This window comes from Conexibacter sp. JCM 18997 (genome assembly GCF_055391915.1).
Genome location: NZ_AP043885.1, coordinates 2215175 through 2228893, shown reverse-complemented (window position 1 = coordinate 2228893; position 13719 = coordinate 2215175). Strand labels below are relative to the sequence as shown.

The window sequence follows — 13719 nt, the reverse complement described above, 5'->3', positions numbered from 1 at the left end:
GTTGTGAAGGGGCCCGCACCGCGCGCCGGTGCGGGCCCCTTTGTCTTCTAGGATCCGGGACCTCTGATGGCCGAACGGCGGCTCCACGGTCTCCAGCGCGTTCTCGGCGTCAACGCGCTCTTCTCGACCGCCTACGGCAACGTCGGCTCGTCGATCTACTACGCCCTCGGCCTCGTCGCGTCGCTGGCGCTCGGCCTCACGCCGCTGGTGTTCATCATCAGCGGCTTCATCTTCTTCCTGACCGCGTCGACCTACGCGGAGGCGACGGCCAAGTTCCCCGAGGCGGGCGGCTCGAGCTCGTTCGCGCGCCACGCCTTCAACGAGTTCTGGTCGTTCTTCGCGGCCTGGGGCTCGATGCTCACCTACACGATGACGATCGCCACCTCGGCGTTCTTCGTCCCGCACTACATCGGCGGCCTGTTCTGGGCCCCGCTGCGCCACGGCCCCGGGGACATCATCTTCGGCATGGGCGTGATCGTCGTCCTGTGCCTGATCAACATCCGGGGCGCGCAGGAGTCGGCGGTCATCAACATCGGCCTGGCCGTCACCGACTTCCTCACCCAGCTGCTGCTGGTGCTGGTCGGGATCTTCCTGATCCTGTCGCCCGAGACGCTGGTCGACAACGTCACGCTCGGCGTCGCGCCGACGTGGGGGAACTTCCTCGTGGCCATCCCGCTGTGCATGCTCGCCTACACCGGGATCGAGACGATCTCGAACATGGCCGAGGAGGCCAAGGACGAGCGCAAGACGATCCCGGCGGCGATCAAGCGCGTGGTCATCGCGGTCGTGGCGATCTACGCCGTGCTGCCGGCGATCGCCCTGAGCGCGCTGCCGGTCACCCAGAACGCCGACGGCACCTACACGACGCTGCTGGGGGAGCCCGAGGAGGCCGGAGGGTACGCGGGCGACCCGATCCTGGGCGTGGTCAAGCAGCTGAACCTCGGGTTCCTGCAGCAGCCCGCCGAGATCTACGTGGGCATCCTGGCGGCGACGATCCTGTTCATCGCCACCAACGCCGGGATCATCGGCGTCTCGCGGCTGGTCTACTCGATGGGCATCCACCGCCAGCTGCCCGATGGGCTGCGGCGCTTGCATCCCAAGTACGGGACCCCATGGATCGGCATCGCGATCTTCGGCACGATCGCCTGCATCGTCCTGATCCCCGGCCAGGCCGACTTCCTGGGCAACATCTACGCCTTCGGGGCGATGCTGTCGTTCACGATCGCGCACGCCTCGGTGATCCGCCTGCGCGGCATGGACATCGGGCCGTTGCCCTGGCGCGGGCCGGGGAACCTGCGCGTGGCCGGCTACGACGTGCCGCTGTTCGCGGTGGCCGGCGGCAGCGCCACGTTCGTCGCGTTGATCGTGCTCGCCCTGCGCAACCCCACGGTGACGATCTTCGGCATCTCGTGGCTGGGCGTCGGCATCCTCGTCTACATCGTCTACCGGCGCCGCCAGGGCCTGGACCTGACCTCCACGCGCAAGGTCGCCGTGCCCCAGCCGGTGGTCGACCACGAGGCCGAGTACGACTCGATCCTCGTCGCCTTCGACTCGACCGTGTTCAACGCGGCGGCGATCGGGACGGCGGCGCGGCTGGCCTCGCGCCGGCGCCGCGGCATCCACGTGCTGGTGGCGATCAACGTGCCGAACTCCTCGCCGATCGACGCCGCGCTGCCCGAGCAGGAGCGCGCCGCGCAGGAGCTGATCGAGCGCGCGAAGATCCAGGGCGGGCGGCGCGTGTCCGGCCACTGGGTCAAGGTGCGCGCCGGCCAGGCGGGTCGCGTGATCGTCAAGGAGGCCAAGGAGACGCGCGCTCGGGCGATCGTCATGGCGCTGTCGCCGCGCGGCGGCACCCTGTTCAGCCGTACCGTGGAGACCGTGCTGGCCAACCGACCGTGCCGCGTGATCATCGCCGCGACGCCGGGCTCGGCGGGCAAGACCGCGGAGCTGAAGGCGGCGGGCCTGGCGTGAGCGGCCGCGACGTCCATCGCCAGGGCACCGTCGTGCTGTCGACCGCGCTGCTGGTCGTCGGCATCGCGCTGATCGTGCGCACGGTGTTCGCCGGCGGCGGCGCGGGTGCGCTGGGGATCATCCTCGGCGTGCTGTTCGTGGCCGCGGGCGCCGGGCGATTGTGGATCGTGTGGAGGTCGCCGTCGTGAGCGACGGCGCCGACGAGCGGAAGATCGGCGACCGCAGCGACTTCTGGTTCCGCCGCTCGATGGGCTCGCCGCGGCTGTTCGCGATCATCTACACGCCGATCGCGTCGGCGATCTACTTCTCGCTGGGCGTCGTCGCCAGCTACGCGCTGGGCCTGACGCCGGTCGTGTTCCTGGCCGCCGGCCTGTACTTCGCGATCACCGCGATGACCTACGTCGAGGGCTCGTCGCTGCACCAGGACCGCGGCGGCGCGACCGTCTTCGCCCGCTACGCCTTCGACGAGCTGACCAGCTTCGTCGCGGGCTGGGCGGTGCTGCTCGACTACACGATCCTGATCGCCGTCTGTGCGCTGTCGGCGACGAACTACCTGTCGGCCTTCTGGGAGCCGCTGGGGACGAACAACGTCGTCGAGATCGGCGTCGCGGTGGCCGTCGTCGCCTGGGTCGCGGTGCGCAACGTGCGCGGCTTCACGTCGCGGCGGGCCAAGGGCGTGCTGGCCATCGTGGTGGCCGACATCGTGATCCAGGCCGGCCTGATCGTCCTGGGCCTGATCCTGTTCTTCGACGCCGACCTGCTGACCGGGCAGATCGACCTGGGCACGGCGCCGACCTGGAGCGATCTGGTCTTCGCCCTGACGCTGGCCACGGTGGCCTTCACGAGCCTGGAGTCCGCCTCCGGGCTGGCCGGCGAGGTCGGCGTCCGCGGGCCCGGGTTGCGGCGCCTGGTGGCCAGCGCCAGCGGCACCGTGACGATCATCTACGTCGGCATCGCCCTGATCGCGGTCAGCGCGCTCCCGGTCGTCGACGGTCAGACCGCGCTGGGCCGGGGACGCTACGAGGACGCCCCGATGCTGGCGGTCGTGGCGCAGATCGATCCGGGGTGGCTGGCCGACGCGCTGCGCTACGTGATCGCCGTGGTGGCCACCGTGACGCTGGTGGCCGCGGCCGAGGCGGCGATGCTCGGCCTCTCGCGGCTGGCCTACCAGCTGGGCGTCAACCGGCAGATCCCCAGCATCGTCGGGCGGCTGCATCCGACGCGCTCGACGCCCTACGTGGTGATCGCGATCGCCGCCCTGCTGGCCATCGCGCTGATCTTCCCGCTGGACCTCGAGTTCCTGGTCAGCATCTACGCGTTCGGCGCGACGCTGGCCTTCACGATCGCCCACCTGTCGGTCGTCCGCCTGCGCTTCACCGAACCCGATCGGCGCCGGCCCTACCGGATGCCGTTCACCGTCGGGCGGGTGCCGTTGCCGGCGGCGCTGGGCGCGGTCGTCTCGGCCGGCCTGTTCGCGTCGGTGCTGGCGCTGCACGACGCGGCGCGCTTCGTCGGCCTGGCCTGGATGGCCGCCGGCATCGCGCTCTACCTGATCTACCGCGTGTCGGCCGACAAGCCGATCCTCAAGCGCGTCAGCGTGCCCGCGGCGGCGCTGCGCTGGGACCCGCAGCACGGGGAGGCCGAGTACGGCTCGATCCTCGTGCCGATCTTCGGGACGCCGCTGGACGACGACATCGTGCAGACCGCCGGTCGCCTGGCCGCCGAGGACCCCGACGACGAGGTGGCCGAGGGCGAGGGCGCCACGATCGAGGCGCTGTGGGTCTTCCAGGTGCCGATGTCGCTGCCGATCGACGCGCGCCTGCCCGACGAGCAGCTCAAGCGCGCCCGGGCCGCGCTGGCCCGCGCGAAGGCCGTCGGCGAGGAGTACGAGGGCGTCAACGTGGCGACGGCGACGGTGCGCGCGCGGCGCACCGGGCAGGCGATCGTCGAGGAGGCGCGCCGCCGTGGGGTGGAGGCGATCGTCATGGCCGCCGAGGAGCCCAGCCGCATCCGCGGTGGGGCGCTGCTGGGGGGCCGGGCGGGCCCGAACGACAACTTCCTCGGGGATGTCACGAAGTACGTGGTCACCAAGGCGAGCTGTCCGGTCATCCTGACCGCGCCGCCCGCGGACGAGATGCCCGCGCCCGGAGCACGAACGACCTCGTAGGCCCTTTGCGGTACCTTGCCGCCTCGTGTTCGTGTTGATTGTCGGAGCAGGTCGAGTGGGCTCGTCGGTGGCCAAGACGGCCCTCGCCGCTGGCCATGAGGTGTCGGTGCTGGACGAGGATCCGCTCTCGCACGAGCGCCTCGACGTCGGCATCGACGGGACCTGGGAGGACCGCGGCGGCCGCTTCACCGTCGGGACCGCCCTGGAGATCGACGCGCTGATGGAGGCGGGCATCGAGATGTCCGACGCGTTCATCGCCGCGACCGACGGCGACAACACCAACCTCGTCGTGGCGCAGCTGGCCGCCAAGCGCTTCAAGGTCCCGCGCGTGATCGTCCGCGTGATGGATCCCTACCGCGCCGCCTGGTACGCCGAGCAGGGCCTGGAGACGATCTCGCCCACCGCCCACGCGATCGCCATGTTCGAGAAGGCCCTGGAGATCGACTGATGTACATCATCGTGGTCGGAGGCGGGAAGGTCGGCTGGAACCTGGCCCGCGAGCTGATGGACAAGGGCGAGGAGGTCACGCTCCTGGAGAGCGACCGCCGCCGCTACCTGGTCATCGAGCAGGAGCTCGAGCACGCCGTCCAGTACGGGGACGCCACCGAGCTGTGGGTCCTGGAGCGCGCGGGCATCCAGCGCGCCGACCTGGTGATCGCGGTCACCGGCGACGACGAGGACAACATGCTCGTCTGCCAGGTGGCCAAGGAGAAGTACCTGGTCGACCGCATCATCGCCCGCGTCAACAACCCCCGCAACCTCCAGCACTTCAAGCTCCTGGGCATCCAGCCCGCGGTCAGCGCCACAGACCTGATCCTCCGCCTGATCGAGCACGAGGTCCCGCGCTACGGCCTCGTCCACCTGCTCGCCCTGGAGGAGGAGAAGCTCGAGATCATCGAGCTCGAGGTCGGCCTCGACTCACCCGCCGCCGGCAAGCGCGTCGTCGACGTCAACCTCCCCGAGGGCTGCCTGATCATCTCCGTCCTGCGCGGCGGCGACGGCTTCGTCCCCAAGGCCGACACGGTCATCGAGGGCGGAGACGAGGTCCTCGTCGTGCTCGATCCCGGCCTCGAAGAGCAGATCACGCCGTACTTCACCGCGGCGTAGCCGTGGTCGACCTGGCGGAGTTCGCTGCGCCGGTCGTCGCGCAGCTACCGCTGGATGTCGAAGAGGAGTTCCTCTTCACAGCGGAGTCAGTGCCCGAGCCGCCCACTGAGCTCTCGACCACGACTATCACCGTCGGCGGCACGCACGCGCTCGCGGGCTACCCCGGGGTCTACTACGACGAGGTCGCGATCACGGGCTCGCGCCAGGCGTTCCGCGACCTCGCCGTCGTGATCCTCGCTGCTCTGCTCCATGAGCGCGACGTCGATCTGCATCTCACCGGACCGCCGCGTGGCGACGAGGGGAACCGCCCGCTCACCCGCCTGCACATCGAGGGGCTTCCACCCCGCAACATCGTGCGGCTCGCCGCGCGTTCTTACGAGTACTGGCCTCGCCCGGAGCGCACGCGGTTCGCCCTGCGCGACGCCCGGCCGGAGGAACGGCCCACGGTGACGTGGAACGTCCACTGGACCGGTCGCCCAGATCCGGAGAGCGATGATCACGCTGCAGGCTTCGGCGAGGCGCTCCCGAGCATCACGATCGCCGGTCTGATGCTCGACCTCGGGCACCCGGCGTCGCCCGGCGGTCGGTTCTCCCTTGAAGGCCCGCACGGCTACGGCGGCGTGTCCAACCACAGCGTCCAGGTCAAGTTGCTGGTCGGCGACAAGGCCTGGGACTGGTACGACTAGAGACGTGGGTCGACCGGCTCGCTCTCCAGCGCGAGCACTCCGAAGACGCACTCGTGGACGCGGTACAGCGGCTCGCGGCGGACGAAGCGCTCCAGGCCCTCGACGCCGAGGCCGAACTCGCGGGCGGCCAGCGAGCGCTTGCGGCCCAGACCGCGCTGGCGCAGCCGGTCCATCTGGGCCGGCTCGGCGTACTCGGGGCCGTAGATCAGGCGCAGGTACTCGCGGCCGCGGACCTTGACGCCGGGTTGGACGAGGCCGCGTGGGCCGCGGGCCACGAAGCCCATCGGCTTGACGACCATGCCCTCGCCGCCGGCGGCAGTCAGCGCCTGCCACCAGTCGGTGGCCTCCTGCTCGCTGGCCGTCTGCGTCACGTCGACGACGCGGCGGTCGGTGCGCCGGAACCAGTCGGGGTCGGCGGTGACCAGGGCGTCGCAGCGCTCCAGGTGCCAGGCGTGGTCGCGGTCGACGAACGTGCCGCTCTCGGCGGCCAGCACGTGGAACGGGGCCAGGCGCAGGTCGGCCACCCCGGTGACGGGCCAGACGTAGCGGCGGTAGGCCTCGGTGTAGCGCTCGACGTGCGCGCGGCGCTCGTGCTCGTGCTCGAGGACGGCCGCCACCGGCAGATCGCGCGCGGCGGCCTGCTCGAGTGCGCCGATCGCCGCGTCCAGCCCGGCGCGGGCGGCGGCGCCCACCGCCGCGTACTGGCGCTGGATGAGCGTCAGCGCCTTGGCCGACCAGGGCAGCAGCTCGCAGTCCAGCAGCACCCAGTCGCTGGCCAGCTCCTCCCACAGTCCCGACGCGTCGGCCGCGGCGCGGATGCGCTCCAGTGCCGCCTCGGTGTCGGCGCGGTCGTCGAGGAAGGCCCGGCCGGTCCGCGTGTAGAGCGCGCCCGTCTCGCCCGTGTCGACGCCGAAGCGCTCGCGGGCCACGTCGGCCGAGCGGCACACCACCGCGATCGCCCGCGAGCCCATGTGCTTCTCCTCGCAGACCACCGTCGGCACCCCGAGGGAGCGGTACTCGGCGAACGCCTCGGCGGGGTGCTCGAGCACGTCGGCCCGGGCGGACGTCGCGGTCGGAGCCATCGTCGGCGGCAGGTGGATCAGCCAGCGCGGGTCGATCGCGAACCGGCTCATCACCTCCAGGGCCGCGGCCGCGTTCTCCTCGCGGATGGTCACCGCGCGCATCAGGCGCGTCTGGACGATGCGCTTGCCGGCCACATCGTCGACGTCGAGGACGAAGGCCTCGCGGGCCGCGGGCGCCGCCGCGGCGGTATCGAGGAACGGCCGGGCCGGCGCGTAGTAGGTCTGGTGGGCCGGCACCGACATGAGCTCGCGCTCCGGCCAGCGCAGCGCGGTCAGCTTCCCGCCGAAGACGCAACCGGTGTCGATGTTGACGGTGTTGTTCAGCCAGTCGGGCTCGGGGACCGGCGTGTGGCCGTAGACGACGGTGGCCGAGCCGCGGTAGTCCTCGGCCCAGGGCCGGCGGACGGGCAGCCCGAACTCGTCGGTCTCGCCGGTCGTCTCGCCGTACAGCGCGAACTCGCGCACCCGGCCGGACGAGCGGCCCTGGTAGGCCTGCTTGAGACCGGCGTGGGCGACGACCAACCGGCCCTCGTCGAGCACGACGTGGCTGACCAGGCCCTGCAGGAACTCGCGCGCGGCGTCCTTGAACGCCTGCGGCTCGTTCTCGAGTTGCGCGACCGTCTCGGCCAGGCCGTGCGTGAGCTGGACGTTGCGGCCGCTGAGCTGGCGCACGAGCTTGACGTCGTGGTTGCCCGGCAGGCAGATGGCCGTACCCGCCGCAGCCATGCCCATCACCAGGCGCAGCACCGCGGGCGTGGCCGGCCCGCGATCGACGTAGTCGCCGACGAACACCGCGCGCCGGCCCGGCGGTGGTGTCACCTGGCCGTCCGCGTCGACGACGTAGCCGAGCCGTCCGAGCAGCTCGACGAGCTCGGCGTGGCAGCCGTGCACGTCGCCGATCACGTCGAAGGGTCCGGTCTCCGCGCGGCGGTCGGTCCACAGCGGCGCGCGCACGACCTCGACCGCGTCGACCTCCTCGGGAGAGCGCAGCACCCACACGCGCCGGAAGCCCTCGCGCTGCAGGCCCTTCAGCGAGCGGGTCAACTGCGAGCGTTGCTGGCGCACCACGTGCGCGCCGAAGTCGCGGTCGGGCCGCTCCCGGTTGCGCTCCAGGCAGACCTCCTCGGGCACGTCGAGCACGATCGCCACCGGGAACAGATCGTGCTCGCGGGCAAGCTCGATCAGCGGCTTGCGCGACTCGCGTTGCACGCTGGTGGCGTCGACGACGGTCAGCCGGCCGGCGGTCAGGCGCCGCCCGGCGATGAACTGCAAGACGGCGAACGCGTCCGCGCTGGCCGACTGGTCGTTCTCGTCGTCGGCGACCAGCCCGCGGCAGAAGTCGGAGGACAGCACCTCCGTCGCACGGAAGTGACGGCGCGCGAACGAGCTCTTGCCTGAGCCGCTCGCGCCCACGAGCACGACGAGGCTCGGATCCGGGAGATCGATCCTCATCGCTCGAACACCGCCATCTGGGTCGGCGCGCCGACCTCGGGATCCTCGGGGCCGATCGGTAGGCGGCGGACCTCGTAGCCGTGGCCGGCGGCGACCGCGTCGCTCCAGGCGGCGAACTCCGCCCGCGACCATTCGAAGCGGTGGTCGGGGTGGCGCATCTCGCCCGCGGGCAGCGTCGCCCAGCGCACGTTGTAGTCGCGGTTGGGCGTGGTGACGACGACCAGCTTCGGTCGGGCGCCGGCGAACACGTTGCGCTCGGCGGCGGCCAGCCGCGGGGGATCGAGGTGCTCGACGACCTCGACCAGCACGGCCGCGTCGAAGCCCTCCAGCCGCCGGTCGCGGTAGGTCAGGCCGCTCTGCAGCAGGCGGATGCGCTCGCGCTGGGCGTCGGGCAGCAGGTCGAGCTTCAGCCGGCGGGCGGCGTGCTGCAGCGCGCGCACCGAGACGTCCACGCCGACGACCTCGTCGTAGCCGCCCTGCACGAGGCGCTCCAGCAGCGCGCCCGACCCACAGCCGAGATCGAGCACGCGCCGCGCGCCCGAGCCGCGCACGATCGCCTCGACCGAGCCCAGCCGCTGATCGCGCAGCGAGACGCGCTCCTCCAGCGTCTCCTCGCGGGCGGTCTCGCCGCCGGCCTCGGCCTCGACGTCCGCGGGTAGCGCCTCGTCGAGCTGCTCCAGCGCGGGGTGGATCAGCCGCCGTTGGTGCTTGACGTAGCGCCGCACGATCACGTCGCGTTCAGGGTGCGTTGGCAGCCAGTCGCTGCCCCGCCGCAGGAGCTTCTCGACCTCGTCGTCGCCGACCCAGTAGTGCTTGTCGTCGTCGAGCACCGGCAACAGGACGTAGAGGTGGTTGAGCAGGTCGGCCAGCCGCACGACGCCCGAGAGTCGCAGCGCGACCAGCCGCCCGCCGCCCCAGTCGGGGAACGCCGGGTCGAGCTCCAGCGCCGAGCAGTCGACGGCGTAGCCGAGCGGCTCGAACAGCCGGCGCACGAGCGACTCGCCACCGCGGGCGGGCACGGCGGGCAGCGTCGCCTCCAGCGCGATCGGCGTGGCGGCCAGCTCCGGCCGGTCGCGGCAGCTCCCGGCCATCGCGCTCTTGAACACGCTGACCAGCGCGACCGACAGGAACGACGACGCGACGTACGGGCGATCGTTGACGTACTCCGACAACGCGAAGCCCGCGCTGCCCCGGCTGCGGCGGATGAGCCCGACCGGGTCGATCTCCAGCAGCAGTGCCGCGCTGCAGCGCTCGGCCGTCGACTCCGGGTAGAAGACGTGCGCCTCGCCGAAGGGCAGCGAGAACGTCTGCAGTCGGTCGGGGTGCTTGTGGAGGAGGTAGCCCAGGTCCGTGGCGGGCTGGTGCGTCGTGGTGATGGTCAGCAGCACTCGACCGCACCATATCCGGCTCTGGGGAACGCGAACGGCCCGCCGAGGCGGGCCGTGTCGAGAGCTGCGGGGCAGGGATTCGAACCCCGATAACCTGCTCCAGAGGCAGGCGTCTTGCCGTTAGACGACCCCGCACAGCAGGTGACGAGGGTAGCAACCCGCCGTCACAAACCGGGTCGTCGGACGTCGCTGCTGCGGCTTGAGTCGTGGTCGCCACACGGGGTCCGTTGTCGTCCTACCGTCGCATAGCGACGGTGAGCTGACAACGGCCGGAGGAACTGGCGCGTTGGCGCTCGCCCGGCCGGTCCGTTGTCCTCGGAGACCCGGATAGCGGGTCGAAGCGGACAACGGCCGTGCCTAGGCTGCGGCCTGCTCGGCCCAGTCGCGGTAGAGCTCCCAGTAGCGGCCCTGGAGGTCGAGCAGCTCCTCGTGGGTGCCCTGCTCGACGATCCGGCCGTGCTCCATCACGACGATGCGGCCCGCCTGTTGGATCGTCGACAGCCGGTGGGCGATGACGATCGCCGTGCGGCCGGCCAGCAGGCGGCGCAGGCCGGTCTCGATCTTCGTCTCGGTGTGCAGGTCGACGTTGGAGGTCGCCTCGTCGAGCACGAGGATGCGCGGATCGGCCACGAGCGCGCGGGCGAACGCGACGAGCTGGCGCTGGCCGGCCGACAGCTGGACGCCGCGCTCGCCGACCTGCGTGTCCAGTCCGTCCGGATAGGCGCGGATGAAGTCGGCGGCGCCCACGGTGTCGCAGGCCGACCAGATCTCCTCGTCGGTGGCGTCGGGGCGGCCGAAGCCGATGTTCTCGCGCACCGTGCCGCTGAACAGGAAGCCCTCCTGGGGCACGATGCCCATCTGCTCGCGCAGCGAGGCCTGGCGCACGTCGCGCAGGTCGTGGCCGTCCACCAGCACGCGGCCCTCGGTCGGGTCGTAGAACCGGGCCACGAGCTTGGCGAACGTCGACTTGCCCGCGCCGGTCGCCCCGACCAGCGCCAGCGTCTGGCCGGGGGGGACCACCAGATCCACGTCGGTCAGCGCGTTGATGTGCTCGTCGTCCTCGGTGCGATACGTGAAGGTGACGTGGTCGAAGCGGATCTCGCCGCGGATCGGCGGCAGGTCGCGCGCGCCCGGCGCGTCGACCAGCTCGGGCTCGGTGTCCAGCAGCTCGAAGATCTTGTCCAGCGCGGCCATGCCCGACTGGTACGTCGTGTAGACCTGCGAGAGCTGGTTGATCGGGTCGAAGAAGCCGTTCAGCGCGGCGATGAAGCCGACGAGGACGCCGATCTCGACGTGGCCGTTGAGGACCTGGAAGCCGCCGTAGAGCAGGATCCCGACGGTGGCCAGCGCGCTCAGCAGCTCGACCGACGGGAAGTAGGCCGCGTTGAGGTTGACCGTCGTCATGTTCGCGTCGCGGTTGCGCTCGTTGAGCTGCGAGAAGCGGCGCAGGTGCATCGGCTCCTGGCCGAACGTGCGCACGACGCGGATGCCCGACAGCGTCTCCTGCAGGTAGGCGGTGATCGAGCCGATCGTCTCGCGCGTGCGCTTGTAGGCGTCGGCCGAGGCCACGCGGAAGATCAGCGAGGCCAGCGCCATCAGCGGGAAGATCGCGAACGTCAACAGCGCGAGCTCGACGTCGAGGTAGAGCAGGATGGCGATCGTGCCCAGCAGCGTCAGCGAGGCCTGGACGAGCGTGATCATCGTGTCGGTGACCAGCGAGTCGAGCGCCTCGACGTCGTTGGTCATGCGCGACAGCAGCCAGCCCGCGCGGTTGCGCTCGTAGAAGCCGATCGGATGGGACTGCAGGTGGCGGAAGATCTGCTCGCGCAGGTCCTGCAGCGCGCGCTGGCCGACCCAGTTGACCAGGTAGGTCTGCGCGAAGCTGGCGCCCCAGTAGATCAGCGCGCTGATCACGAACAGCGCGACGGTCACGTTCAGCGACGACAGGTTCCCGGGCACGATGCCGTCGTCGATCGCGCGCGAGGCCAGGGGCGCGGGCGCCAGCGAGGCGGCCGTGCCCAGGACCAGCGCCACGGCCGCGGCGATCACGCGCCAGCGGTACGGGCGCAGCAGCACGCCGACGCCGGCGATCTTGCGCCCCCGGCCGCTCGTGCCGCGCAGGCGGCGACGGATGTCCTCCAGGCGGCTCACAGTCCGGCCGCCTCGCGCTCGGGCGCCTTGCGGGTCAGGAAGACCTGGTCGGGCAGCCCCTTCTCGACGATCTCGCGGTACAGGCCCTCGACCTCGAGCAGCTCCTCGTGGGTGCCGCGGGCGACGATCTCGCCGTGCTCGAGCACCACGATCTCGTCGGCCAGCGCGATCGTCGACAGCCGATGGGCGATCACGAAGGTCGTGCGGCCCTTCATCGCCTCGGCCAGCGCGGTCTTGATCAGCGACTCGGTCGAGGCGTCGACCGACGAGGTGGCGTCGTCGAGGATCAGCACGCGCGGGTCGGCGACCAGGGCGCGGGCGATGGCCATCCGCTGGCGCTGCCCGCCGCTGAGCGTCAGACCACGCTCGCCCACGACGGTCTCGTAGCCGTCGGGCAGCCGCTCGATGAACTCGGCGGCCTGGGCCCGGCGGGCGGCCTCCTCGACCTCGGCGCGGGTCGCCCCGGGCCGCGCGTAGGCGATGTTCTCGGCGATCGTCGCGGAGAACAGGAACGGCGCGTCGTCGACGGTGGCCACGGTCGAGCGCAGCTCGGGCAGCGCGAGCGTGCGCACGTCGGCGCCGTCGAGCAGCACCGCGCCGGCCACCGGGTCGTACAGGCGGCCGATCAGCTGCACGAGCGTCGTCTTGCCCGAGCCGGTGGCGCCGACGAGCGCGACGGTCGTGCCGGCGGCCACGTCGAGGTCGACGTCGCGCAGCGACGGCCCGGCCGCCCCCTCGTACTGGACGGTCACGCCGCGCAGCTCGACGTGGCCGTGGCCGGCGGGCAGCGGGGCGGGATCGGCGGGCGACGCGATCGTCGGCACGCGGTCGAGCACCTGGAACAGGCGCGCGCCGGAGGCCGTTGCGCGCTGGGCCATGCCGAGCGCCAGGCCGAGCATCCGCATCGGGCCCAGCAGCATCAACAGCCAGGTGTAGAAAGCGGTGAAGTCGCCCAGCGACATCGATCCGTTGATCACCTGGCGGCCGCCGAAGAACAGGATCGCCGCGAGGCCGAGCTGGGGGAGGAAGCCGATGAACGGGCTGTAGAAGGCCTGGATGCGCGTCGAGGTCATCGCCTGGCGGAAGACGCGCTCGGTCGCGTTCTGGAAGCGCTCCAACTGGCGGCCCTCGCGCGAGAAGGCCTTGACCACGCGCACGCCGGAGATGTTCTCCTCGGCCTCCGCGGTGAGCTCGGCGATGCGCTGCTGGACCTCCTGGGCGGCGGGTCGGGCGCGTAGGCCGAAGCGGTAGGCGATGGCCACGACGATCGGCACCGGGATCAGCGCGACCGCGGCCAGGCCGGGCTCGAGGATGAACATGGCGATCGCCGCCATGCCGATGGTCAGCAGCGCCTGCAGCAGGAAGACCAGGCCGTAGCCCAGGAAGAAGCGCACCGACTGCAGGTCGACGGTGGCCCGGGACATCAGCTGGCCGGTCTGCTGGCGATCGAAGAACGCGAGCTCGAGCGACTGCAGGTGGCCGTACACGGCGTCGCGCAGATCGAGCTCGACGCCCAGCGACACGCGGCCGGAGATGAGCCGGCGCGCGACGGTCAGGGCCAGGCGCACGATGCCGGCCGCGCCGATCAGGATCGCGGCGACGACGAGCCCGTGTCGGTCGTTGTCCTCGATCGCGTTGACCGCCCGGCCGCTGAGCGCCGGGATCAGGACCGTGGCCACCGTTGCGGCAGCCGACAGCAACAGCGACCAGAGGAC

Annotated in this window: 10 protein-coding genes and 1 tRNA gene; 6 read left to right on the top strand and 5 right to left on the bottom strand. The window is 71.5% G+C overall.

Going from position 1 to position 13719, the window contains the following annotated elements:
- The first annotated feature begins 66 nt into the window (after window positions 1-66).
- The 6 genes from ACZ5UI_RS11435 (at window position 67) to ACZ5UI_RS11410 (ending at window position 5931) form a co-directional block, all read left to right on the top strand.
- Entirely contained in the window at window positions 67-1971 is a 1905-nt protein-coding gene (locus ACZ5UI_RS11435; protein WP_464197308.1) for an amino acid permease, read from the top strand.
- Window positions 1968-2159: a hypothetical protein gene (locus ACZ5UI_RS11430; protein WP_464197307.1), complete on the top strand. Its 192-nt coding sequence runs from the start codon at window positions 1968-1970 to the stop codon at window positions 2157-2159. Before ACZ5UI_RS11435 ends, ACZ5UI_RS11430 begins: the two co-directional genes overlap by 4 nt.
- Window positions 2156-4138, top strand: coding sequence for an amino acid permease (locus tag ACZ5UI_RS11425; protein ID WP_464197306.1), 1983 nt, complete (start codon window positions 2156-2158; stop codon window positions 4136-4138). The genes ACZ5UI_RS11430 and ACZ5UI_RS11425 overlap by 4 nt, the downstream gene beginning before the upstream one ends.
- A gap of 67 nt (window positions 4139-4205) precedes the next feature.
- Window positions 4206-4586, top strand: a complete 381-nt coding sequence (locus ACZ5UI_RS11420; RefSeq protein WP_464197305.1) for an NAD-binding protein — start codon at window positions 4206-4208, stop codon at window positions 4584-4586.
- Window positions 4586-5245, top strand: coding sequence for a potassium channel family protein (locus ACZ5UI_RS11415; RefSeq protein WP_464197304.1), 660 nt, complete (start codon window positions 4586-4588; stop codon window positions 5243-5245). The genes ACZ5UI_RS11420 and ACZ5UI_RS11415 overlap by 1 nt, the downstream gene beginning before the upstream one ends.
- 2 nt (window positions 5246-5247) lie before the next feature.
- A complete protein-coding gene (locus ACZ5UI_RS11410) occupies window positions 5248-5931 on the top strand; it encodes a hypothetical protein (RefSeq protein ID WP_464197303.1) in 684 nt (227 codons plus the stop codon).
- Here ACZ5UI_RS11410 and ACZ5UI_RS11405 read toward each other — a convergent pair.
- From ACZ5UI_RS11405 to ACZ5UI_RS11385, 5 genes are all read right to left on the bottom strand, one after another.
- Complete coding sequence (locus ACZ5UI_RS11405) at window positions 5928-8465, bottom strand: polynucleotide kinase-phosphatase (RefSeq protein ID WP_464197302.1); 2538 nt, start codon at window positions 8463-8465, stop codon at window positions 5928-5930. The genes ACZ5UI_RS11410 and ACZ5UI_RS11405 overlap by 4 nt on opposite strands.
- Window positions 8462-9853 carry a 3' terminal RNA ribose 2'-O-methyltransferase Hen1 gene (locus ACZ5UI_RS11400; RefSeq protein WP_464197301.1) on the bottom strand — a complete coding sequence of 464 codons (1392 nt, stop codon included), beginning with the start codon at window positions 9851-9853 and terminating at the stop codon, window positions 8462-8464. The genes ACZ5UI_RS11405 and ACZ5UI_RS11400 overlap by 4 nt, the downstream gene beginning before the upstream one ends.
- 64 nt (window positions 9854-9917) lie before the next feature.
- Window positions 9918-9988, bottom strand: a tRNA-Gln gene (locus tag ACZ5UI_RS11395).
- Window positions 9989-10210: 222 nt separating this feature from the next.
- A complete protein-coding gene (locus ACZ5UI_RS11390) occupies window positions 10211-12004 on the bottom strand; it encodes an ABC transporter ATP-binding protein (protein WP_464197300.1) in 1794 nt (597 codons plus the stop codon).
- A complete protein-coding gene (locus ACZ5UI_RS11385; RefSeq protein WP_464197299.1) occupies window positions 12001-13683 on the bottom strand; it encodes an ABC transporter ATP-binding protein in 1683 nt (560 codons plus the stop codon). The genes ACZ5UI_RS11390 and ACZ5UI_RS11385 overlap by 4 nt, the downstream gene beginning before the upstream one ends.
- Window positions 13684-13719 lie beyond the last annotated feature (36 nt).

Excerpts from the sequence above, each read along its gene's own strand:
- ACZ5UI_RS11405 (WP_464197302.1), bottom strand. The coding sequence starts at position 8,465 with ATGAGGATCGATCTCCCGGATCCGAGCCTCGTCGTGCTCGTGGGCGCG.
- ACZ5UI_RS11415 (WP_464197304.1), top strand. The coding sequence starts at position 4,586 with ATGTACATCATCGTGGTCGGAGGCGGGAAGGTCGGCTGGAACCTGGCC.
- ACZ5UI_RS11435 (WP_464197308.1), top strand. The coding sequence starts at position 67 with ATGGCCGAACGGCGGCTCCACGGTCTCCAGCGCGTTCTCGGCGTCAAC.